Source organism: Mucilaginibacter sp. OK283, from assembly GCF_900110415.1.
Taxonomy (GTDB): Bacteria; Bacteroidota; Bacteroidia; order Sphingobacteriales; family Sphingobacteriaceae; genus Mucilaginibacter.
Genome location: NZ_FODR01000012.1, coordinates 60463 through 84101, shown reverse-complemented (window position 1 = coordinate 84101; position 23639 = coordinate 60463). Strand labels below are relative to the sequence as shown.

Annotated in this window: 18 protein-coding genes; 11 read left to right on the top strand and 7 right to left on the bottom strand. The window is 43.6% G+C overall.

Annotation, left to right across the window (positions count from 1 at the left end):
- Positions 1-37: 37 nt before the first annotated feature.
- Positions 38-1621, bottom strand: coding sequence for a S41 family peptidase (locus tag BMX56_RS23365; protein ID WP_090652116.1), 1584 nt, complete (start codon positions 1619-1621; stop codon positions 38-40).
- Positions 1622-1722: 101 nt separating this feature from the next.
- Here BMX56_RS23365 and murQ point away from each other — a divergent pair, with 101 nt between their 5' ends.
- Together murQ and BMX56_RS23355 are read left to right on the top strand one after the other, a co-directional pair.
- Entirely contained in the window at positions 1723-2532 is an 810-nt protein-coding gene (murQ, locus tag BMX56_RS23360; RefSeq protein WP_090652115.1) for an N-acetylmuramic acid 6-phosphate etherase, read from the top strand.
- Between the two features lie 104 nt (positions 2533-2636).
- The gene (locus BMX56_RS23355; protein WP_090652114.1) at positions 2637-3203 is read left to right on the top strand and encodes a hypothetical protein; all 567 of its coding nucleotides are present in this window, start codon (positions 2637-2639) and stop codon (positions 3201-3203) included.
- Between the two features lie 47 nt (positions 3204-3250).
- Here the strand turns inward: BMX56_RS23355 and BMX56_RS23350 are convergent, their stop codons facing one another.
- Complete coding sequence (locus tag BMX56_RS23350) at positions 3251-4576, bottom strand: D-alanyl-D-alanine carboxypeptidase/D-alanyl-D-alanine-endopeptidase (RefSeq protein WP_090652113.1); 1326 nt, start codon at positions 4574-4576, stop codon at positions 3251-3253.
- 59 nt (positions 4577-4635) lie between these two features.
- Here BMX56_RS23350 and BMX56_RS23345 point away from each other — a divergent pair, with 59 nt between their 5' ends.
- The 5 genes from BMX56_RS23345 (at position 4636) to BMX56_RS23325 (ending at position 13306) form a co-directional block, all read left to right on the top strand.
- Positions 4636-5883, top strand: coding sequence for an aspartyl protease family protein (locus BMX56_RS23345; RefSeq protein WP_143065514.1), 1248 nt, complete (start codon positions 4636-4638; stop codon positions 5881-5883).
- An 83-nt stretch (positions 5884-5966) separates the two neighbouring features.
- Positions 5967-8609, top strand: a complete 2643-nt coding sequence (locus BMX56_RS23340; RefSeq protein WP_255369903.1) for a zinc-dependent metalloprotease — start codon at positions 5967-5969, stop codon at positions 8607-8609.
- 87 nt (positions 8610-8696) lie between these two features.
- The gene (locus tag BMX56_RS29915) at positions 8697-9002 is read left to right on the top strand and encodes a hypothetical protein (RefSeq protein WP_143065513.1); all 306 of its coding nucleotides are present in this window, start codon (positions 8697-8699) and stop codon (positions 9000-9002) included.
- Between the two features lie 240 nt (positions 9003-9242).
- Complete coding sequence (locus tag BMX56_RS30630) at positions 9243-10148, top strand: collagen-like domain-containing protein (RefSeq protein WP_090652110.1); 906 nt, start codon at positions 9243-9245, stop codon at positions 10146-10148.
- 215 nt (positions 10149-10363) lie between these two features.
- On the top strand, positions 10364-13306 hold the full coding sequence (locus BMX56_RS23325; protein WP_090652109.1) for a TonB-dependent receptor: 2943 nt from the start codon (positions 10364-10366) through the stop codon (positions 13304-13306).
- Positions 13307-13383: 77 nt separating this feature from the next.
- Here the strand turns inward: BMX56_RS23325 and BMX56_RS23320 are convergent, their stop codons facing one another.
- Positions 13384-13755, bottom strand: coding sequence for a response regulator (locus tag BMX56_RS23320; RefSeq protein ID WP_090652108.1), 372 nt, complete (start codon positions 13753-13755; stop codon positions 13384-13386).
- A gap of 306 nt (positions 13756-14061) precedes the next feature.
- Here BMX56_RS23320 and BMX56_RS23315 point away from each other — a divergent pair, with 306 nt between their 5' ends.
- Both BMX56_RS23315 and BMX56_RS23310 read left to right on the top strand, forming a co-directional pair.
- The gene (locus BMX56_RS23315; protein ID WP_090652246.1) at positions 14062-15474 is read left to right on the top strand and encodes a glycoside hydrolase family 30 protein; all 1413 of its coding nucleotides are present in this window, start codon (positions 14062-14064) and stop codon (positions 15472-15474) included.
- 103 nt (positions 15475-15577) lie between these two features.
- Positions 15578-17356 (top strand): cellulase family glycosylhydrolase, encoded by a 1779-nt coding sequence (locus tag BMX56_RS23310; RefSeq protein ID WP_090652107.1) that lies wholly within the window; start codon positions 15578-15580, stop codon positions 17354-17356.
- A gap of 144 nt (positions 17357-17500) precedes the next feature.
- Here BMX56_RS23310 and BMX56_RS23305 read toward each other — a convergent pair whose 3' ends face one another.
- Both BMX56_RS23305 and BMX56_RS23300 read right to left on the bottom strand, forming a co-directional pair.
- Positions 17501-18289, bottom strand: a complete 789-nt coding sequence (locus BMX56_RS23305) for a hypothetical protein (protein WP_090652106.1) — start codon at positions 18287-18289, stop codon at positions 17501-17503.
- Between the two features lie 35 nt (positions 18290-18324).
- A complete protein-coding gene (locus BMX56_RS23300; protein WP_090652105.1) occupies positions 18325-19065 on the bottom strand; it encodes a hypothetical protein in 741 nt (246 codons plus the stop codon).
- A gap of 408 nt (positions 19066-19473) precedes the next feature.
- On the opposite strand from BMX56_RS23300, the gene BMX56_RS23295 reads away from it, so the two are divergent.
- Both BMX56_RS23295 and BMX56_RS23290 read left to right on the top strand, forming a co-directional pair.
- Positions 19474-19692, top strand: coding sequence for a hypothetical protein (locus BMX56_RS23295; RefSeq protein WP_090652104.1), 219 nt, complete (start codon positions 19474-19476; stop codon positions 19690-19692).
- A 34-nt stretch (positions 19693-19726) separates the two neighbouring features.
- Complete coding sequence (locus tag BMX56_RS23290; protein ID WP_090652103.1) at positions 19727-21505, top strand: tetratricopeptide repeat-containing sensor histidine kinase; 1779 nt, start codon at positions 19727-19729, stop codon at positions 21503-21505.
- A gap of 110 nt (positions 21506-21615) precedes the next feature.
- Here BMX56_RS23290 and hemH read toward each other — a convergent pair whose 3' ends face one another.
- Complete coding sequence (gene hemH, locus BMX56_RS23285; RefSeq protein WP_090652102.1) at positions 21616-22647, bottom strand: ferrochelatase; 1032 nt, start codon at positions 22645-22647, stop codon at positions 21616-21618.
- A gap of 264 nt (positions 22648-22911) precedes the next feature.
- On the bottom strand, positions 22912-23610 hold the full coding sequence (locus tag BMX56_RS23280; RefSeq protein ID WP_090652101.1) for a fatty acid desaturase: 699 nt from the start codon (positions 23608-23610) through the stop codon (positions 22912-22914).
- Positions 23611-23639 lie beyond the last annotated feature (29 nt).

Below are 23639 nucleotides of genomic sequence, written 5' to 3'. Positions count from 1 at the left end.
TCTGCACATTTGGAATCTGAAATCTGCACATCCATCCCTACTGCTCCAACGCCTTTTTATAAGCCACATCATTGGTGTTCATCACTTCCTGGAAAGCGTTATCGCCCCATTTAAGCCGGGCTGCGCTTGCTTTTAGGATGTTTTTGATATAATCTTTTGATTGCAGCAATTCGCGCGAATCCATTTCCTTTAGGGTTTGAGATGAGTATAGGATAAAACCACGAAAATCATCATCACTGATGTTATAATGTTTTATAAAGTCTTCGCCATTGGCATACTTGCCCAGTAAGGGTTGCATTTTATCAATCACATAAGCCGAAAATAGCTGTTGTTCGCCAAGGTTTTGCACAACTTGTGTGTTTTGGGTAGTATCAGCAGGTACAAAAACGTCGGGCATAATGCCGCCGCCGCTGTAAACTTTGCGGCCACCTGTGGTGTGGTATGATGATCCTTTAAAAACGGAATCACTGCGGTTGCTTTGTTCAGAAAACAATTCGCCTTTTTGCATGCGCTGGGCCAGCTCATTGCGGTAACTGCTAATGCCGCCTTTATATGATTTTTGGATTGATCTGCCGGATGGGGTATAATACCTTGCCACCGTTAAATTAATAGCCGAGCCATCGCCAAACGGAAACTGCTGTTGCACCAACCCCTTGCCAAAAGATCGGCGGCCAACAATGGTAGCCCTATCCAAATCCTGTAAAGCGCCGGCCAATATTTCACTTGCCGATGCCGAATATTCATCTATCAATACGGTTACTTTACCTTGTTGAAAAGTGCCCGAATCCGTGGCAAAATAATCAGTGCGGGGCTCATGGATGCCTTTGGTGTATACAATTAGTTTCCCCTTGCCCAAAAATTCGTCGGCCATTGATGTAGCTGCGCTTAGATACCCGCCGCCATTGCCCCGAAGATCAAGTACCAGTTTATTCATGCCATCAACCTTTAGCCGGTTAAGTGCTGTCCTGAAATCCACATCGGTAGTAGCAGCAAACTTGCTTATTTTGATGTAGCCTGTATTGGCCGTGGCCATATAAGCCGCGTTTATGCTGCTGATATCAACCCGGCCGCGTTTCATGGCAAATGCTTTAGTGCCTTTGCCATTAGGGTTTATCACATCCATCACAATGGTGGCATCTTTTTCGCCCCGGAAAATATCATTCACTTTATCGGTCGTTAGTTTTGTGCCCGAGAACTTTTTATGATCAACATTAACAACTTTACTCCCTACAGGTAAGCCCGCTTTATCGGCAGGCCCTCCGGCATATACCTGGGTAATTACCAGTGTATCGCGTAGTAACACGTATTCAATGCCGATGCCGTTGAAGCCCCCCTCTAAGCGTTCGTTGATGTTTTGCGCCTGTTGCGGCGGCAGGTATAGCGAATGTGGGTCGAGGTTTTGCAGCAACTCGTTAATTGATGCGCCTTCAATGCTGTCAACATTTACGCTATCCACATAATTTTCACCAACCAGGGTTAGCACTTTAGATAGTTTATCATCCCCAGAAAACGAAAAGCCAAGGTTACGGTCGCCATTATTCCTACTAATGTATAATCCAATAGTAATGCCCACCAGCAACAGGATCAGCGTCCTGAAAATTACACCCGCAGTCTTTTTCATATTCAGCAAACAAAGTTAATCAATGCGTTGCCAATAATTTTTATCGGCAGCCTTGCATTTGATGTTTTTTAACGAATTTTGTTATAAATTATTAAAAATTAATGGAACGTACCACCGAAAGGGAATCGCATTATAAAAACCTGGAGTTGCAATCGGTAAAAGAAATCCTGGAAAACATAAACCGGGAAGACCAGACGGTACCACTTGCGGTGGCCAAAGCATTGCCTCAGATTGAGGCGCTGGCCACCATAACCGCCGAAAAGATGAAGCATGGCGGCCGCCTTTTTTACATTGGTGCCGGTACCAGTGGCCGCCTTGGTGTGGTTGATGCGTCAGAGTGCCCGCCAACATTTGGTGTTCCGTTTGACATGGTAGTAGGGTTGATAGCCGGCGGCGATGGAGCAATTCGTAAGGCCGTTGAATTTGCAGAAGACAACGCCGAACTTGCCTGGCACAACCTGTTGGAGTATAATGTGACAGAAAAAGATGTAGTGGTAGGTATTGCCGCATCGGGCACTACGCCCTATGTAATTGGGGGGCTTAAAGCAGCAAACAGTCATAACATGGTTACCGGTTGTATAGTTTGCAATAGTGGCAGCCCTGTTGCGGCTGCTGCCCAATACCCGGTTGAAGTAGTTACCGGGCCTGAGTTTTTAACCGGATCGACCCGGATGAAGGCAGGCACCGCCCAAAAACTGGTTTTAAATATGCTAAGCACCAGTGTAATGATTCAGCTGGGTAAGGTAAAAGGGAATAAAATGGTTGATATGCAATTAAGTAACGATAAGCTGATTGACCGTGGCACCCACATGGTAATGGACGAAACCGGCCTGGCCGAAGCTGAAGCCGCCACCCTGTTAAAAAAATACGGTAGTGTAAGAGCTGCTGTTGATAATTATAAAACTGCTTGATGTGCAGATATGCAGATTTCAGATGTGCAAATGATGTTATTAACTTTAACATCTGCACATCTGAAATTTGAAATCTGCACATTTGAAATTTGCACATCTGAACAATGCACGAGATAGAACCATATTACCGCTGGAGGGATGATTACATAGCAGCCGAAGACGAATATTCGCCTTTTTATGCTACGGAGTATAGTGAGTTTGAGTTTGATAAGCAGGTATACAACTATCTGCTGCATCCACAATGGGATTCGTTCGGCTCCAACACGTTATACATGAAGGTGCTGTATGCCGATTATGAAAAAGGCTATACCATTATTGAGTTTATAGGCGAGTGGAATGATGCCATTAACAACGATATCATGATGCTGAAACGCGAGATACTGGAGTTGATGATTGATAACGGTATCAATCATTTTATACTGATAGGCGAAAATATCCTCAACTTCCACTCTTCAGATGACTGTTATTACGAAGAGTGGTTTCAGGATGTTGAAGACGGATGGATAGCTGGCGTCAACTTCCGCGAGCACGTGATTGACGAATTTAAGCGTAATAATATTGATTACTACATCAACTTTGGTGGCCAGTTAGATGATCTGGGCTGGCGCAGCCTTAAGCCCATCCAGGTGTTTAAAAAAGTGGAAGAACAGATGGTGAGGAGGCTGAATTAGCCCCTGTAAGTCTCCCCTACCGGGGGAGATTTAGAGGGGGCTGCCGCTCAATACGTTTCATGTATCCATGTCATCACCCTAACCATTTCGCCCCTGATATCTTTAGCGGGCCGGGTAAAATTGTTATTCATGAAAGCGAAGGCCAGGTGCTTGCCCTTACGGGTTACCAGGTAACCGCTTTGATTATGATTATTGGATAACGATCCGGTTTTAGCCCAAACAAAAGCCTTCCCGTTATCTGTTTTATAGGCATTTTTAATGGTACCGGTTAGCCCCCCCGCAGGCATCAGGCTGTGCAGCAGTGTATCACTTTTAACTTCGCCGGCAATTTTGCATAGTAATTTTACCATGCTGCGCGGGGTAAACAGATTGTAACGCGACAGGCCCGATCCGTCTACCCATTGCGGCTCATCGGGTAAATCATTTAAAAAGTGCTTTTTCGAGTAATTGATTACCGAATCGGCGTTCAGCATATTAAACTTTACCGACGAGCAAACCAGCAGCAATTGTTCGGCAATAAAATTATCGCTGGGCTGCAGCATTCGTCGGTACACAGAATCGGCGTTGGTGTTATAAATTGTTTTAGCTGAGTTGCTGATGGGCAAGTACGTTAGGTAAACAGGTTTTTTTAACGTATCTTCCAACAATGCTTTTGTAAGCATGTCGCTTGTTTTCCAGGGTACCAACTGGTTGAATTTTTTAGGAATGTCTGTTTGCGGATAAGCAAAACGGTTAGTTAATAAATCGCGCTGTACTTTAAATCCGGCGGGCTTAAAGTCGGGGTCGCGGGTTAAAAATCTTTTAAAGTATTGCGGTTTTACCTGCAGGTTTCCATCGGCATCGCCATATAAAAACACTTCGTTATCTTCTATCGGGAAAACGCTTAGCTCCTGCTGGTAATCGTCGTTATAATCATCCCATCCCCATCCCGGGCCAAAAATTTTACCGGTATAACCGGTGGCCGACCAATACAGGTTTTTATTACTGTTTTTTAAAAAACTTAAGCCTTTAATTCCTTTAAGATCGCTGTGTAAAAAGGATGGGTCGCCGGTGCCCCAAAATACCAACGAATCATTGTGCACCTCGTACTTTAATGCGGGTATCGAATCGCCCAGCATTTTAAGGCAGGTATAAAAAGTAAACAGTTTGGTGTTTGATGCGGGGGTAAAATATTTATCAGAATTTAACTCAAATACCATCTTTTTTTGGTCCATATCGTACAAAGCAAAACCGGTAAAATGATCATTGGACACCTGCGATTGCTCAAACTGCTTTTTAATATTCCGTTTATTAATGGAATGGCTTTGAATACTGCAACTCCCCAATAATAAACCGTAAATTGTTATCAGAAACGTAAATGTTGTGCCCCGCATAAATATTTATTTATTTAACCAATTAATGTTGTAAATTTAATATTACCAATTATACCAAATTGTTACTTAAGCTATTTCATAAACTAAAGCATTTCCGGTCGTTGTGGCTCTTGTGCCTGCTGGCATTTTGTTTCACAACAGCCCGTGCACAGTACTTTGATTTAGATGCCCGCAAAAAAAAAGTAACCATACCTTTTAGGCTGGTGCGTAACCTTATGGTTATTAAATTAAGCATCAACAACAGGGGGCCGTTTAATTTTATTTTAGACACCGGCGTTGGCCTTATGATTATAACCGACCCTAAGTTAGCCGATTCTATCAGCATACCTAATAAACGCACCTTAAAGATACCCGGACTTGGCGAAGGTGCCGATGCCGAAGCGTATGTAACTTCGGCCTTAAAAATAGATATTCCGGGCCTGGTAAGTTACGATGTGGCGGCGGCTATATTAAAAAAAGATCTTTTCAGCTTATCGGGTTATGCAGGCATGCCTATACACGGGCTTATAGGATACGAGTTTTTCAACAACCTTGCCGTTAAAATAGATTTTCAGGATAGCACAGTTACTGTTACGCGGCCAAAAGACCTTAAAGTTTTCAGGAAGGGTACGCAGATACCCATAACTATTGAAGATAGAAAGCCTTATGTAGTAAGTAATGTGGTGTTGCAGGGGGGGCGTGTTGTAAAAAGCAAACTAATTATTGATCTTGGAGCCGGGCACCCGATATCGCTTGAAAAGATTATACCATTATACGGGTTGCCACAAAAATTTATCGCGTCGGCCAACCTCGGGATTGGTTTAAACGGGCCTATTAATGGGTTCATTGCCCGTTTGGAGTCGCTCGAGATAGGCAAGTTTAAAATTAAAGGCATTATATCATCCTTTCCCGACGACGGCAATAACCAAACCCGGCTTTCGGTACCCAGGGATGGTAACCTGGGCATTGGTGTGCTTAAGCGGTTCTCGGTTATCTTCGATTATACAGGTAATTCTATGTATCTGAAACCCAATGCCAATTTTAAACAGCCCTTTGAACATGATATGAGCGGCATTGAATACTATGCCGCGGGCGCTAATTTGGATAGGGTAATTATTAACCGCGTGGAGCCCGGCTCGGCCGGCGACGAAATAGGACTGGAGCGGGATGACGAGATAGTTGCCATTAACTTTAAGCCGGTTTCGAAAATGAGCCTTGAAGAAATTGACGAATTATTCCGCTCGAGAAATGACAGGAGCCTTTTGTTGGATGTTTTTCATGATAAAAGGCTGGATAAGGTAGTGCTTACCTTAAAACGCAGAATTTGATTGCCTCTTTTTATTTAATTAAGCCCCTGTTTTATAAAAAACGGTAAACTTTGCATAAGTTTACGTTTTAAGTAGACTAATTAATGAAGAAAAACCCTGTGGCAGGCCAGTTTATGCGCGGCACTGCGTTAATTTTAACCGTTTTGGCTGCCTCCTGCGCCACAAAAAAGCAAACGGCAAATCAAACTTTAACCCTTAAAACAACAGCTGGCCCCGGTGGTACAACTGCTACCGCTACCGTTGGCGCCCCTAAAAAAGAGGGCATCAAGAAATTCAGCGACCTGATTACGGGTAAAATGAAAGCTGATAGCGGATTGTTTAATACCTATAAGGTTGATGGCAAGTATTACTGTGAAATTCCAGATTCATTGCTAAGCCGCGAAATGCTTGTTGTAACCCGCTATGTGAAAACTCCGGCCGGTTTAAGAACATTTGGTCAGCAATACGGCGGCGAACAGCTTAACGAGCAGGTTTGGAAATGGGAGCGCCATGACAAACAGGTTTTTATTCGTGTACCCAGTTATAGTGTAAGGGCCGATAGTACATCTGATATGTATCAATCGGTTAAAAACTCAAATCTTGATGCCGTTTTGGCTTCTTTTGATATCAAGGCTTTTAATAAAGATACTACCGGTGTTTTAATTGATGTAACAGATTTTTACAACGGCGATATTGCCGCGATAGGTTTATCTGATGATGTAAAAAAAGCCTATAAAATTTCGGGTGTTGATGGCGCACGGTCGTACATCGATACCATTAAAAGCTTCCCCATTAACCTGGAGGCCCGTACATTAAAAACCTACCGTTCTGGCGAGTCGCCGACGGATAACTCAAACGGTGCGGTAACGTTCGAATTAAATACCTCAATGGTATTATTGCCAAAAACACCAATGAAACCACGCATCAGCGATGCAAGGGTCGGTTTTTTTGGCCAGCGCCAAACTGATTATGGTACCGATAAGCAAAAATCGGAGGTTACAGCCTATATACACCGCTGGAAACTGGAACCAAAAGACCCGGCAGCTTATGCCAAAGGACAACTGGTTGAACCTAAAAAGCAAATTATTTACTACATTGACCCTGCCACACCAAAAAAATGGGTGCCATACTTAATTGCCGGTATAAACGACTGGAATAAGGCGTTCGAAGCCGCGGGCTTTAAAAATGCCATTGTAGGGAAAGAAGCGCCAACAAAAAAGCAGGATCCTGAATTTAGTACCGAAGATGCCCGCTATAGTGTTATCCGCTACTTTGCGTCTGATGTCGAAAATGCTTACGGCCCGCACGTATCCGACCCACGAAGCGGCGAAATATTAGAAAGCCATGTTGGCTGGTACCATAATGTAATGAATCTGCTGCGCGATTGGTACCTGATACAAACTGCAGCTGTTAATCCTGCCGCACGCAAAGCCCAGTTTACCGATGAGCAAATGGGCGAGCTGATTCGTTTTGTATCATCGCATGAAATTGGCCATACCCTGGGTTTGCCGCACAATTTTGGTTCAAGCTATGCTTATGCGGTTGATTCGTTACGCTCAAAATCGTTTACGGATAAGCATGGTACCGCGCCATCAATTATGGATTATGCCCGTTTTAACTATATCGCCCAACCTGGCGATAATGTAACGCACCTTTACCCGCAAATTGGCGAGTACGACCTTTGGGCTGTAAAATGGGGTTATAGCTGGTTCCCCGGCAATAAAACTGCCGATGAGGAGAAAGATATTCTGGCCGATTGGACAAACAAAAAAGCAGGTAACCCCTTGTACTATTTTGGCCGCCAGGGCACATCAATTGATCCGCGCCTGCAAAATGAAGATTTGGGCGATAATGCGATGAAGGCGAGTACGTATGGCATTGCCAACCTGAAACGCATTTTACCAAACCTTGAAAAATGGACCTATCAAAAAAATGAAGACTATAGTGATGTAAGCGAGCTCTACAACGAGGTTTTGGGTCAGTATTCCCGTTATATGGGTCATGTAACCACTAACATTGGCGGTATGAACGAAAACTTTAAAACGTATGATCAAAAAGGCCCGGTTTATGATTTTATAGGTAAAGCCTTGCAACATGATGCGGTGGTTTTTTTAAATAAACAAATATTTACCACCCCTTATTGGCTTATTGATAAAGCCGAGCTGGGCAAGTTTGATAATGGCGTAATGTACAACCGCATTAAAGGGATGCAGGTAGCTGTGCTTGGCAATGTACTAAGCCAATCAAGGCTGGCCCGTATGTATGATAATGAAGCCAAAAACGGCACCGCCGCTTATACCGTAGCCAATTTGCTGGATGACCTGCGCCCAGGCATTTTTGCAACCGGCAAGCCAGATGCATTTAAACGCAACCTGCAGCGCGGATACGTGGAAAACCTAAGGAGTTTATTGACTGATGATTTCAGGGGCTTCCCGGGCTTCCCGCCGCAGGTATTAGCCTCATTTGGGTTAACACCAATCAATATGGCTTTATCGGATATCAGGCCTATGGTACGTGCCGAATTAAAGAAAATTGATGCCAGCCTACCAAAAGGAGGCGATGCATTAACTGCTGCACATTATGCTGATTTAAAGCTGCGCATAAAAGAAGCGTTAAACCCAACAAGGCCAATAGTAAACATACCCGGTGCTGGTGTGATACGTGGCATCAATGGCGAAGAAATATTGAAAGAATATACAGGCAAAGGGTACCTTAATTGCTGGCCAAAAACAAATGTGGATAACTAATTTGTCTTTTAGGTAAAGATAGCCGAATAAAAAGCCTGCTTAATAATTTACTTAAGCAGGCTTTTTTTATGATTTTGGCATGCATTGATGCCTGGGAAAAATTCTTTTACTATTGAACAATTAGCAGCAATAAAACAGGCGTTATTTAAGCTGACTTATGTTTTCAAAAAATGCAACCTGTATATCGAGCAGCGATTTTACATTTATTTTTTCGCCGTAGGCATCAAAGCAAAGAAATTGGGTGCTTTCTGGATGATTTCTCCTGGCTTTCTCAAAAAAATTGAAAGTTTCAAAAAAATAATGATTGATTGTAACATTATTTTTACCATTGGTTTGCGAGGCATTGAGTCTGAAGCCGATCGCATCCATCCAATTATGGACCTTTGCGTGTAAATTATTGCTGATCTTGTTCATAGGTTAAATGTTTTTTAAGTATAACGAAATCATTTGACGTTTTGTTACACCGTCTTTTAGACATTTGTTTAATAACTATGTGGATAATCATCTGTGGATAATCATCACGGCTAAAATTTTAATTAATAATAAAAATAACGTTTTCTGCCGCTGTTTCGTGTAACTAATTATCCACACATCCGTACTAAAGCATACTATATACTACTAAAAATATTTGTTATGGGAAAACTACGACTTTTACTACCCGTTTTATTGCTTTGCATGATTAGCATAAATTCATGCAAAAGGGATAAAACACCCGGCCCAACCGGGGCTACAGGTGCTGATGGGGCACAGGGGCCAAAAGGAGATACAGGTGCAACAGGGCCGCAGGGGCCGCAAGGCGCAACAACGGGTATACCTGGCCCAACAGGAGCAACCGGAGCTACGGGAGCCACAGGTGCTACCGGCCCTATTGGCCCGCAAGGGCCGGCAGGGGCCACAGGTGCTACCGGGGCAACCGGAGCTACTGGCCCTATTGGGCCACAAGGACCGGCAGGTCCAATTGGTGCTACGGGAGCAACCGGCGCTACGGGGGCAACCGGAGCTACGGGAGCTACAGGTGCAACCGGCGCTACAGGTGCAGTTGGGCCAAGAGGTCCTGCAGGACCAACTGGTGCAACCGGCGCTACAGGCGCTACAGGAGCAACCGGTGCTACGGGTGCAACTGGTGCTACCGGCCCACAAGGACCGGCAGGACCACAAGGGCCGGCAGGAGCTGATGGAACTACTAACATCAAAAGTTATATAATAACCAATCAAAATGTGAGTTCGGCTGCGGCAACCAGGCTTAATGTACCGGCAATTACTCAGGAAATTGTTAATAGCGGGCTTGTTTTAGTGTATTTAAGGGTAACTGGTACATCAAGCTTTTACGCTTTACCTTTCATCAGGATTACCAATGCCATATACCAATCGGATGTGGGCTTAGGCTTTGTAAATGTAATAGCTAATTTCAACTCGCCCGGCTATGATTTTAAAGTTGTGGTGATTCCTGGCGGCAGTGTAACTACTTTACAGGTTACCCACCCCGGCCTCAACTTTAAAAACTATAACGAAGTTGCATCGGCATTGCACTTGAATTAATTTAAAACTGACTGATCTTATAATAACACCCAAGCCCGGCAATGCCGGGCTTTTTTTTGCTCATATATGTAACAATAATATGATTGATAGGCCTTTAATAGCCGAATGTGTAACAATTATATGTTTATTATTTAATATGCCCTTTATATGTTGAACATTTGCACTTTAACTGTGTCTTTAACACAAATAAATACACTTGTAGCTCAGCATATATCATGAAACCCCTAATTTTAATTTTAAGTATTTTTTTGTTAAGCGCCTTTGGCACATATGCCCAAACTGCACGCGATATCAGTGGTACCATTGCAGATACCGCCAAACTTAGCTTACCCGGTAGTAGTGTAAAACTGGTTAACGATGCCGGCGATAGTTCATTAACCGTTGCCGATGCTAATGGTAAATTCAGGTTCCCTGGCGTTAAAGGCAGTAAAATAACGCTTACGATATCGTCAATTGGGTTTACAGCCATAAAAAAACACTTTGCATTGGAGGATAATACCAAGCCGGTAGATTTAGGTTTGATATTATTAAAGGCCGAAACAAATTTGCTTGGCCAGGTAAACATTGTAGGAGCCGCCAACCCCATTACCCTTAAAGAGGATACGGTAATATACAACGCTGCTGCTTACAAAGTACGCGCGAACGCGCCCACCGAAGATTTGATAAAAAAGCTTCCTGGTGTGGATGTGGATGTAAACGGCAATATTACCACGCAGGGCAAGCAGGTTACCAAAGTGCGGATAAACGGCAAGGATTATATGGGCGGCGATGTGCAGAGCGCTACCAAAAACCTGCCTGCTGATATCATCGAGAACATACAGATGATTGATGATTACGGCGATCAGGCCAATCTTACAGGTATTAAAACCGGCGACCCTACCAAAGTAATGAACATTACCATTAGGAAAGATAAAAACTATGGCTATACAGCCCAGGCTACTGCAGGCGATGGTCGCGATGCCTTGCCACAAGACCAGGGGGTACCCAATAAAAACCGCTACATAGGATCATTAAATATTTTCAATTTCCACGGCGATCAGCAAATTGCGGTGCAGGGAAGTATCAATAACACCAATGTTAACACCTTTTCGTTCGGCACTACAGGTGGCGGCGGCGGTGGTGGTTTTGGCGGCGGTGGCGGCCGTGGCAACGCGGGCCGTGGCGGTGGTGGCGGCGGAAGCCTTATTACCGCTCAAAATGGCTTAACCGATGCAAAATCAATAGGCGTAAACTTTCGCGATCAGTGGGGCAAAAATCTTGCTGTATATGGTAGTTATAGCTTTGCAGATAATACCACAAGCACCAATAACAATATTTTTCAGCAAAACACCTCGGCAGCCAACCCAAGCGAGCAGCACCAGCTAAGCCTCGAAAAAGATCAGAATATAAATCACCGGTTTAACTGGAACATGGAGTATAAGCCGGATACTGTTAATTACTTAAAGGTGGTGCCATCTTTTTCATACGGCAGCACCAATACCAATGAATCGGATAGTGTAAACCTTACCAGGAAAGGAACCCTTGCTTCGGCATACACTTCTACTACCAATGGCGATTCGCAATCGCCTAATTACGGTATTACAGCATTGTATAACCATAGATTTCCGCACCGCCGTAACCTGAGTATTTTTGCATCGGCAAGCTCGGCGCCAACCACATCATATCAAAACCCTATTTATAATTTTGTTCCGGGTACACAGCAAACCGCTCCCGAAAACCAGATTATTAATACGTATAGCCGTACCAATAGCGTTGGCGTAAACCTATCGTACCTTGAGCCATTGGGCGCACGTTCATATTTAGAGCTTAATTACGCCTTAAACCATTCGGCAACGGTAAATAATAAGGAAACTGACACGCTAAGCAACGCCCAAACGTGGAATGTGTACGATTTGCTGTCGAACAAATTTGATTATACGTTTACCACCAATAAGGTTGGCTTAAACTATCGGTTCATCGAGAAAAAGTATAACTATACTTTAGGCTTAGCCGTGCAGCCCTCAACGTTAGATGGCCACTCCGTATCAAACGATAACATCCCGGATACGCATAAAAACACCTTTAATATTATACCTACTGCCCGCTATATTTATAATTTTTCGCGCAGCAAAACATTCGCGGTTAACTATAACGGCTCAAACGCGGCACCAAGCTTTACGCAGTTGCAGCCAGTTATCGATTTTTCAAATGCGCTATACCCGGTTCAGGGTAACCCATACCTGAAACCTGCGTTTACCAACAATATATCTATCAGGTATAACAACTTTAGCTTTACAACGGGTAATGTGTTTTTTGCCAACTTTACTTACCAAAACATATCTAACCAGGTTGTAACTAATACCATTACATCAAACACCTCAAACAGGATATTTACCCAATACCTGAATGCCGATGGCTTTTATAATTTTACCGGCCGGGTTACTTACTCCAAACCATGGGCCGAGCGCAAATATTCAGTTACGCTTAATGGTACCGCCCAATATAATAATAACGTAGGCTACTTAACCAGCCTGACCGACCTTGACCCGCTGGCGGCCACGCCTGATCAGATAGCTTCTGCGCAACAAAAAAACACAGCTAAAAACCTGGTTTTTACTCCCGAAATACGGTTCAGGGTAGATTTGCCAAATATCATCGATGCGCAAATTTTAACCAACTATGCCATCAACAGGACAACCAACTCGGTAAAGAATGATATTAACGATGGTTTAACCAATATCAGAACCTGGAACATTGGCCTTAACGGGAAAAACTATTTTGGCGATTGGGTATTTAGCTACGATTATACCAAGGCAACCAATTACGGTTATGCTTCAATCATTAAAGTAACTAACCCTAATATTTTAAATATGTATGTGGAACGCCGGTTCTTAAAAAACAAGGTAGCTACCCTGCGGCTATCGGCTTTCGATTTATTTAATCAAAACACCGGTTATTCATCAACCACAACAGCCAGTTCAACTACCGTATCAAACGTAAACAGGCTTGCGCGTTATTACCTGCTTACCTTTACACTGCGCCTGCAAAAATTTGCGGGTAAAGCGCCAACCCAGGACATCAGGGGCGACAGGCCGCGCGGCGAACGTGGTGGCCGCGGCGATGGCGGTGGGCCAGGCGGTGGCGGTCCTGGCGGCGGCGGTCCGGGCGGTCCGCAATAAAAGGCATAAACTAACAAGGCCCTATCCTGAGCAGATGGGGCCTTGTTATATACTGTAGAATAAAAATTTAATGATTATTAACTAATCAGCACCTTGCTGATTACCTTTTCCAATTCTTCCAGGTCAAACGGTTTGGCAAGATAAGTTTGGGCACCGGCATTGCTGGCCAGGATCTGGATATCGCTATTGGCCGAAAAGTAAATTACCGGGATGTTTTTTAATGCTTCCGATTTCTTTAACGTTTGGGTGGCAATAATGCCGCCAGCATCTGGAATCCAGTTATCCATAAGTATAACATCCGGTAAAACACCAGATACTTTTTCCGTTATATTATTGCAATCAGTGAAGGTAAAAACTTCCCAGCCTTGCTCTTCTAAAATATAACTACATATAGAAAGGATGTCTTCGTCATCATCAAAAATGATGATCTTTTTATTCGGGTCTCTCATGCGGATAGTGCAAGTGAAAATATAGCTTATTTTTAATAAAAGCAAATAAATTTAGGTTCTAATTAAATGGTGCTTTTCCGGGTCTTTAACTCGCCCTTTCAAATACACGTTTCTTGTCAGATTAACAGTTCAGACCTTTGTATCCGTGTTCTCTGAAGTCTTTGTGTACCAAATACACGTAAATTGTTGGTTACTTAATAATTTATGCCTTTATATACCAAAAACAATAATAAATTTACTCAACCAATTGCCTTCCGGCCTTTTTTCCTGTTTTGGATTATGTATAACCCGTTAAATATTTGTTTGATGAATAAACATGTCATTTCGTTTTTATCGGCGGCAGCGCTGATGTGTACCGCTACCATAGCATCAGCTCAAAAAACAACAGCGGCCAGTGTTTGGCTTACTAAAGCCGATAGGTCGGCATTGTTTGCCAGGCAAAAAGAAACGCAGGAGTTTAAAACAGGGGGCAAGCCCAATGAAATTACCATTACGGTGAATGATAAGCAAACTTACCAGCCCATTGATGGTTTTGGCTTCGCGCTTACCGGCGGCAGCGCCATGCACATCATCCGCATGAATGCCGATAGCCGCGCCGCGCTGTTAAAAAACTTGTTTGCCTTTAATGACAACAACATTGGCGTAAGCTATTTGCGGTTGAGCATAGGCGCATCTGATTTAAATGAAAAAGTTTTCTCGTACGATGACATGCCCGCCGGCCAAACCGACCCCACATTAAAACATTTTGACCTTGGCCCCGATAAGCAGGACGTAATACCGGTGATGAAACAAATACTGGCCATTAACCCCTCAATAAAAATATTGGGTTCGCCATGGTCGCCCCCGGCATGGATGAAAACCAACAACGATACCCGCGGCGGCAGGTTAAAGCCCGAATATTGGGGTACCTATGCTAAATACCTGGTAAAATATATACAGGGGATGAAGGCACAGGGCATAAACATAGATGCCATTACCGTACAAAACGAGCCTTTACATCCCGGCAACAATCCCAGCTTACTGCTGGTTGCCCCTGATGAAGGTGCTTTTATTAAAAACAACTTAGGCCCTGCCTTTAAGGCAGCAGGCATCAAAACAAAAATTATTTTGTACGATCATAACTGCGACCGGCCCGACTACCCAATTTCGATATTAAACGACAAAGCGGCAGCAAAATATATTGATGGCTCGGGTTTTCACTTATATGGCGGCGATATCAGCGCCCTAAGTACCGTTCACTACGCCCACCCGGAAAAGAACGTTTACTTTACCGAGCAGATGGTGGTTGAGCCCGAAAACGAATCGACCATTGATATGAGGTGGCCGCTAAAGCACCTGATTATTGGCGCAACCCGCAACTGGAGCCGCAACGTACTGGAATGGAACCTGGCCGCCGACCAGGATTATAAACCTTATACCGATAGGGGAGGATGCCCGTCATGCCAGGGCGCGATTACCATCAATAAAAACGAGGTAAAAAAAAATGTGGCTTATTATACCATTGCGCACGCATCAAAATTTGTAAGGCCAGGTTCGGTACGCATAGCATCAAACAACCTGGATAAATTGCCAAACGTGGCTTTTAAAACCCCCGATGGCAAAAAGGTTTTAATAGTGGCCAACACAAGCGAAGCTGCACAGGATTTTGATATCAGCTACGCCGGCAAAACGCTTGCTGCTCATTTGGATAAAGGATCTGTTGGTACTTATACCTGGTAGAATTAGAATCAAGAGTCAAGAATTAAGATAAGCGCAAAAGGCTGTTATTTTTTTCTCGATTCTTGGCTCTCTTAAAATAAACGTTATAATAATCGCTAATAACATGTTAACAAAATCTGTTAAAAATATATTTTCTTGCAAGGGCTTGCTGGTATTGGCCGCGGCCTCCTTTATATCGGTACAAAGCCAGGCACAACAGGGCTTTTTAAAGGCCGACGGTAAAAAAATAACCGACGAAAAAGGCAAAAACGTGCTGCTGCGCGGCATGGGTCTTGGCGGCTGGATGCTACAGGAGGGCTACATGTTGCATGTAACCAAAGATAGCCGCCAGTACCGCATCCGCGAGCGGCTGGAGGAGCTGATGGGGCCGGCAGAAACCAAAGAGTTTTACGATACCTGGCTGGCCAACAACACTCGCAAAATTGACGTGGATTCGATGCACCGATGGGGCTTTAACTCGGTTAGGCTGCCCATGCATTATAACCTGTATACGCTCCCTATAGAAAAAGAACCCGTTGCCGGGAAAAATACCTGGATAGACAAAGGGTTTAAAATGACCGACGACCTGCTGGCCTGGTGCAAGGCCAACCATATGTACCTGATACTTGATTTGCATGCCACCCCGGGCGGCCAGGGTAACGATCTGAACATATCCGACAGGAATACCGATAACCCCTCGTTGTGGGATAGCGAGGCCAACAAGCAAAAAATGATTGCCCTTTGGCATAAACTGGCCGACAGGTATAAAAACGAACCTAACATAGCCGGTTATGATATTATTAACGAACCCAACTTTGGCTTTGATGACCCGGCGAATGATAAAAATGGCCTGAAGGAAAAAACCAATGCTCCGCTAAGAAAATTGATGGTTGATATTACAACGGCGATACGCCAGGTTGATAAAAAGCACATTATTATTATTGAAGGTAATGGCTGGGGCAACAACTATAACGGCATTTTGCCGACCTGGGATAAAAACATGGTGCTTAGCTTTCACAAATACTGGAACTATAACGACCAAAAATCAGTAGAGCATATTGTAAAAACCCGCGACCAGTACAACATTCCCGTATGGCTTGGCGAAACCGGCGAAAACTCCAACGTGTGGCTAACCGAAGCTATTGGCCTGTTAGAGAAAAATAATATCGGCTGGGCGCTTTGGCCGTTAAAAAAGATGGGGAATAATAATCCTATAGAGATACCATCTAACCCGAATTATGATGATGTTACCAACTATCTGAACACCGGCCGTAACAAGCCCAAAGAAAGTAATGTTTACAGCGGCACTTTAGAAATGGCCACTTATGCCAAACTGGAAAACGCCATTATTCACCATGATGTGATAGATGCTATTTTCAGGCAGCCCCACACCACAGCAACCAAACCGTTTAAGGCCAATAAGATTACCAATGGCACTATCATCAACGCTGTAGATTATGACCTGGGCCGCAACGGCTACGCCTATTTCGATACCGATACTGCCGACTATCACGTATCAACCGGTAAATACGGCAAAGGCAACAATGGGCACATGTATCGTAACGATGGGGTAGATATCGCTAAAGATTCTGCCGCCTACAGCAGTTATTATGTAACCGATATTGAAAAAGGCGAATGGCTGCAATACACACTGAAAACCACGACATCCGGCAGCTACACCGTAAAGCTTAAAGTAGCGGCAGCAGCCGATGATGGCAAAATAACCCTAAATGTTAATGGAGCCACTCAAGCTATCAATGTACCCGCCACAGGCGGCTTTAAAAAATGGCAGGTTATTGAGCTGAAAAATATCCGATTAAAAGCCGGTATTAATAAAGTTAGAATTTATGTGGATATGGGAGGCTTTAACCTGCATTGGATGAAGTTTGATAAGGAGAAATAATAGAGTATCAGCTTAAAATCCGGGCCAATTCTTTAATAAGAGTTGGCCCGGAACTTTTTACAAGGCAGGTAATGGCCACACTTGACAGGACATAACTGAAAAGAATAAGCACTAAAAATTTGGCGTACATACATATTGATACTTTTACTTTTTAACACTCACCTCGGTAATGGCCGTTCTGCGGGTGGCAGTATAAACAACACCGTTTACCATTTCGTACCCGGTAGAAACACTTTGCGAATAGCGTTTTAAAATAATGCCGGTGAGGTTGTCTATCAATATTGATCCGTTAATGCGGCTATTTAAATTGCCGCCTAAAACAGATGTTTTATAGGTTATTGTGGTAGTACGCCCGCTTACAGCGTAAATAGTATAACTGGTTTCGGCAGCTTTGGTGGCGTCTGTCCACGTGTAACCTTTTTTTAGTGCTGGGTTTACAGGGAAGTCGACCATAAACTGCAGGGTGCTGCCGGGTAATAACCGCTCGGGCTGGATGCCGGTGAACGACAACAGCGTATCATCTACAGATACAGGGCGTTTTAAATTCAATACTTCGCCTTTATGATTTACCGTAACCATTGGCCGGGTATTTACCATTTTTTGCAAACCTGCATGGATAATAGAATTTGGATCGCCTGGCCTGGCCGAATTATATACCAGGTTTTGATCCATCGCATTTACGGTATCAATCAACTTATCGGTTATGATGGTAACGGAGGCGTTCTTTTCGGTTGCATCTATTACTTTGTAGGTTTTTACAATGTTTGAAATCGAACCGACACGTAGCGTTTGACCGCCCCGTTGTAAAACACAATTTGATTTGGTGATAACCTGCCGTTGAAATTCATCGCCTATTTTAAATCTAATCTGCGCACAGGTAACACTGCCAATAAATGTTAGTGTTATAATTAATATATGTTTTAAATATACCATGATTGCTATCTGGCCTATTACTAAGCCGGCCTGTTTTATTTTTTAACTGATTTAGATTTAACTTTTTTTGCGCCTTTTATACTACCTGTTCTGCCTTCTTTTACGGTCACGGTAATCAGCTTGAAATTGGCATTTTCAGGAATCCCCGGGCTGGGCCAAGGTTCTAATCCGCCCCCGTTTGCCGGCGGGTTAGGCATGGCGGGGGTAAGTACCTCAGGCATAGCAGGCATTAATACGTTTGCAGGCGCGGGTTGGCCCGATGGAACCGGCTCGGCAGGCAAAGCGGGCAATTCGGGCGATGCAGGTATCGGCAGCTCGGGAATTGATGTTACCGGTAAATCACGCAGGGATTGTTTTGGCAACCCGGGAGTTTCGGGCGCTCCGGGCATAGGAATTTCGGGCAGGTTGGCCTCAATACCCAATATAGTTGGCTGATCGGGCGTATTTACCACCGGCGACACCGTTGAAACAGCGGCCAAAACCGGCATTTGCACGGGAGGCGCCGGCGGTAACGAAACCGGAGGAATATCGCTCAGGCTAAGCGCAACGGGTTTATCCAACGGAGGCTTACCATTGGTGCCCCCTTTTACCTGGGTACCAGGATGTAAGGGTGGTGGTACAGGCGGCGGTACGTTCCAATCGGACTGATTGGTTCTGCTTTGGGCTATCACCTGGTTTAGGCAGCAGGCAATGGTTATAATAGTAAAAACCAAGGCCATCAGCATTTTGCTGCGGACTTTGATTTTCCTTGTTTTTTTGATCAGGTATGTTTCCATTAAATGACTATCTTTTTTATAAAAGCTGTTAGCTTGTTATAAAATGATTGATTATGTTTTGTTGAAATATATAATGTAAGTTGTTGGTCCTTTTATTGGTTTGCGCCCAGCGTAGGCAATCCATATTAAAGTTAGCTTTTTTTAACTTATTAGCACTCAAAATCAGCAGTAACAAACGCTTTCGGGGTTACGCTGCCAAGCCGCCTTTTCTGTTTTCCTTTTCATCGTACTAATTATTTGTAAATCTACACTTTATTGACTCTCCCAAAAATACCAATTGCTTTGTATTGTGTGCTTTTTTTTAACTCTATAAAATTGTGGTATGCAAAACTTAATAAATATCGCCGGCAGTTGCAGGCTGTATTTATAGGTTGCTAAATCAATTTGTTTCACCTAAAATTAAGGGATATGACAACCATTTTAGAATATTTAGCTTATTGTACCCCAGTTGTATTTGTAGTGTTATCACGGTTATACAACCTGAAATTTAACAGGTTGCGCGGTACAGGCAAGATACCCGATATAGAGGGGGCGAAGCGAAGGCAAACACTGTTTTCGGTATTGGCCATATTATCGGCATTACTGGTAGTTGTTATACAATCGCAGTTTTTTTTTCGAGGCTTATAATTACTATCTTTAACTGGGGGCATACACCCGGGATATGAAATACTTGTTTTTGCTTTTGTTTCTTTCAATTATCCTTCCGTGTTCCGGTCAGAATATTGATAGTTTAAGAAAAATAGTGGTTGGTAATTTACCAGCCACTATGCGCTTAACCGGCGCCGAAAAAACTGTGGCTTATCTGACCGCAAAAAATACAGAAGAAATTTTGCCTGTTGCCCGGATAGGGCTAAATCTTGCTATGAGGCTTCATGATAAAAAAGTAACCGGTTTAATGCTAAGAAGCATAGCTGCAATTTATTTTTTTAAAGGCAATTATGATTCTACAGCCCATTATTGCGATAAGGCGGCGAATGTGTTGGCGGCCATAAACCAGCAGCATGTTTTGGCCGATGACTATATGCGGTTGGCAGAGGTGTATGCCAGGCAAAAAAATTACGATAAGGCCATTAGTCTTTACAACGCGGCGATAGACCTGGCACCCAAAACAGGCACTCGCCAAACGCTGATGTTTGCCTTAAGCGGCCTTGGCCGGCTGTATGAAGCCAGGCAAAATTACCAGGAGGCGCTAAATTATTACAAGCAATCTTTTGACATCGGCGATTCGATTGATTTTGTAAAAAAAGCGAAGGCAAATACCTCTGAAGCTTACAGCCATAGTTTTATGGGCGATGTTTTGGGGAGCATGAAACAAAAAAACATCCAGGTGCCCGATATTTTAAAAACGATAGAAACTAAAAAAGCATTAAGTGATACCCTTGCGCTTACCATTAATTATTTTAACCTGGGCCAGTTATATAAAAGCAAAAAGATGTATCCTCAGGCGCTGGATGCTTTGCAAAATTGTTTGCAATACGCAACACAGATAAATTATACCGACATGCAAAACAGTGCTGTTAACGAGATAGCCGATTTGTATGGGCAAATGGGCAATTACAAACAATCGCTTTTTTATTTAAAAAAGCATGCCACATTAAGTACTACAAAAAACTCAAAAACCATTGATGAACTACAAACCAGGTACGAAATAACACAGCGGGAAGACCAGCTGCTGAAACAGCAGTTTGAAATAACCAAACGCAATTACTGGATGGTAGGCATCATTGTTTTTGTATTGCTGATACTTTTGATAGTTTTTATTTTTTATAAGCAAGCGCAGCTAAAGCAACGCAACGCGGCTATGCAGGCTATTATTGAAACTGAAGAAAGCGAGCGCAGGCGAATTGCGCAGGATTTGCACGATAGCGTAAGCCAAACCATGTCGGCAGCAAAAATTAACTTAACGGTTATTGGCGGCGAGCTGCCTTTTGTAAGCGAAGACCAACGAAAGCGATTTGAAAAGGCGATAAACCTGGTTGATTATGGCTTTAGGGAAGTACGAACAATATCGCACAATATGATGCCCTGGGCGCTTCATAAAACAGGCCTTGCACAGGTTGTTAAACAGTTTATTGAGAATATTGAAAACAATACCATAGCCATAAATTTTTACAGCAAAGGCTTTGATGCCCCGTTTGATGATACCATCGAAATTATTTTGTACCGGGTTTTACAGGAAAGCGTGAACAATGTAATGAAGCACGCCAATGCAAGCCGGCTTGATATTTCGTTGATAAGGGATGAGGCAAATATCAGCCTTACTATTGAAGATAACGGCCTGGGCTTTGATACTGCCAATCCCGAAACTCAGGGTGGGATGGGGCTGAACAACCTGCGGTCGCGAATTAATTTTTTGAAGGGTAAAGTCGAGCTTGATTCACAGGCAAGGAGAGGCACGCTGGTATCGGTATATGTACCAGTTACAGGTAAGCCGTTATAAGTTTACCTGTATGCTGCCGCCTTAAGTGCCGTTAGCCCTGGGTCAATAGTCTAAAAAAGCTATAAACCGGCGGAAAAAGTGCTGTACTGCAGAAACTGTTACTTAAGTAGCTACGCCGATATATGGTTATCCCTAACCATCTTTTCCAGCGCCGAAATCCAGGTGGGCGAATCGTTCAGGCTTTCTACCAGCTGTACGCGTTCGCCGCCAAGGGCTTTAAACTCGTCGCCATACTCCGTGGTTACTTCATAAACGGTTTCCAGGCAATCGGCCACAAAGGCTGGGCAAAACACCAGCAGGCTTTTTTTGCCGGCTTTGGCCAGGTTGGCTACAATTTCGCTGGTGTATGGTTGTACCCATGGGTCGTTACCCAGGCGCGATTGAAAGCAGACGGTATATTTTTCTGTGGGAATATTCAGTTTTTCGGCAATCAGTTTTGCCGTATGGTACGATTGGGCCGAATAGCAAAATTTATTGGCATCGGTAATTGTTTCGCAGCATTTATCAACTTTTAGACAGTGTTTGTGGGTATGGTCGGCTTTAATCAATTGCCTTTGAGGAAGGCCGTGAAAACTGAACAGCACGTGGTCAAACTTTTCGGGTTCGTATTTGGCGCCGTTTTCGGCAAAGGTGGCAATCATCAGTTCATTGTCATGAAACGAGTTTACAAATGATATGGTAGGTTTGGTTGGCCACTGCATCAGCAATTCCATCACCTTATCATAAACAGATCCTGTACTGGCCGACGCATATTGAGGGAAAAGGGCTATCACCTGGATATCATCAACCAATGCATCCTTCAGCCTGTTCAAAGCCGATTCGATAGTTGGGTTTTGGTAGCGCATTGCCAACTCAACAACATACTCGTCGCCCAGGCGTTGCTTTAAAGCTTCCTGTTGTAAAATACTGTAGTGCATCAGCGGCGACCCGGTAGTGTCGCTCCAGATAGCCTGGTATAACTTTGCCGATTTTGGCGCTCGGAACGGAACAATTATCCCACGAACCAGTAAGGTACGCAGCACAGGGTTAATATCAATAACCCGCGGATCCATTAAAAATTCATTGAGGTAGGTACGCACATCAGCTGTCGACGCGCTGTTTGGTGTACCTAAGTTGACTAATAAAACACCTTTTTTGCCCATAATTTTCAGTGTGCGAAATTAAGAATTTTTGGCCCGGCAAAGGAGTATGGGATAAATAAATTACAAAAGGGTAACAGGAAGAGAATCAAGAATCAAGAGTCAAGACTGCTGCGGTTTGGGGGCGAAGCAAAAAAGGGTTTAGCATTAACAACCAAGAGTCAAGGCAGCTTCAATTTTGGTGGCGAAACAAAGAAGACGGCTAAAAGCCAAGACACCTGAAAGCTTGACGCAGGGCTGGAAGGTATTGACAACATACAAGTGCAGCTATCTTGACTCTTGATTCTTGACTCTTGGCTCTACCTTCCACATCATCCACCACGGCGTTCCCGGCGAATGATGATGCTCATAATGATAGCCAAAAAAGTAGCAGCTAAAAAAGGCCAGTACGTGGTTTTTCTTTTGGCTTCGGGCAAAATATATATTATCATGTTCGCCTTTGTGGGGTTGGTAGGTGCCAAAATAGAATAACTGCAATGTGCTCAGCAACGATGGCGCTACCCAAAACAACAGCAGGTTTTGTTGGGGAATCCAAAATTTTAATAAGTTGAATAATGCTGCCATTGCCACAATTTGCCATATAGAGAGATAGTTGCGGATAAACCTCACATACCAGTTCCAGAAATGGCCATTGTGATAATCAGGATCATGATTTGTATGTACGTGGTTGTGATGCAAGTGATGCTTGGCATACAACTTTGGGTACCAGAATGCCGCATATAAAAAAGTGCACAGGTAGCCAATTAAGTTGTTGATGCCCCGATTGGGTGATATGGTGCCATGCATGGCATCGTGTGCAGTAATGAACAAGCCGGTATATAAATGCATTTGCACCAGTAGCAGGATGTAAACCAGTGGATTAGTAAAACTAAAATTCCATTGCATTAATAAAATAGCGGAAGTGGTCCAGCAACCTATTACCACCAGGGCAACCAGCAAACCAATATTGGATGGGCTTTTTTGCATGCGGATTATATAACAGCAAAAAGCGTGCT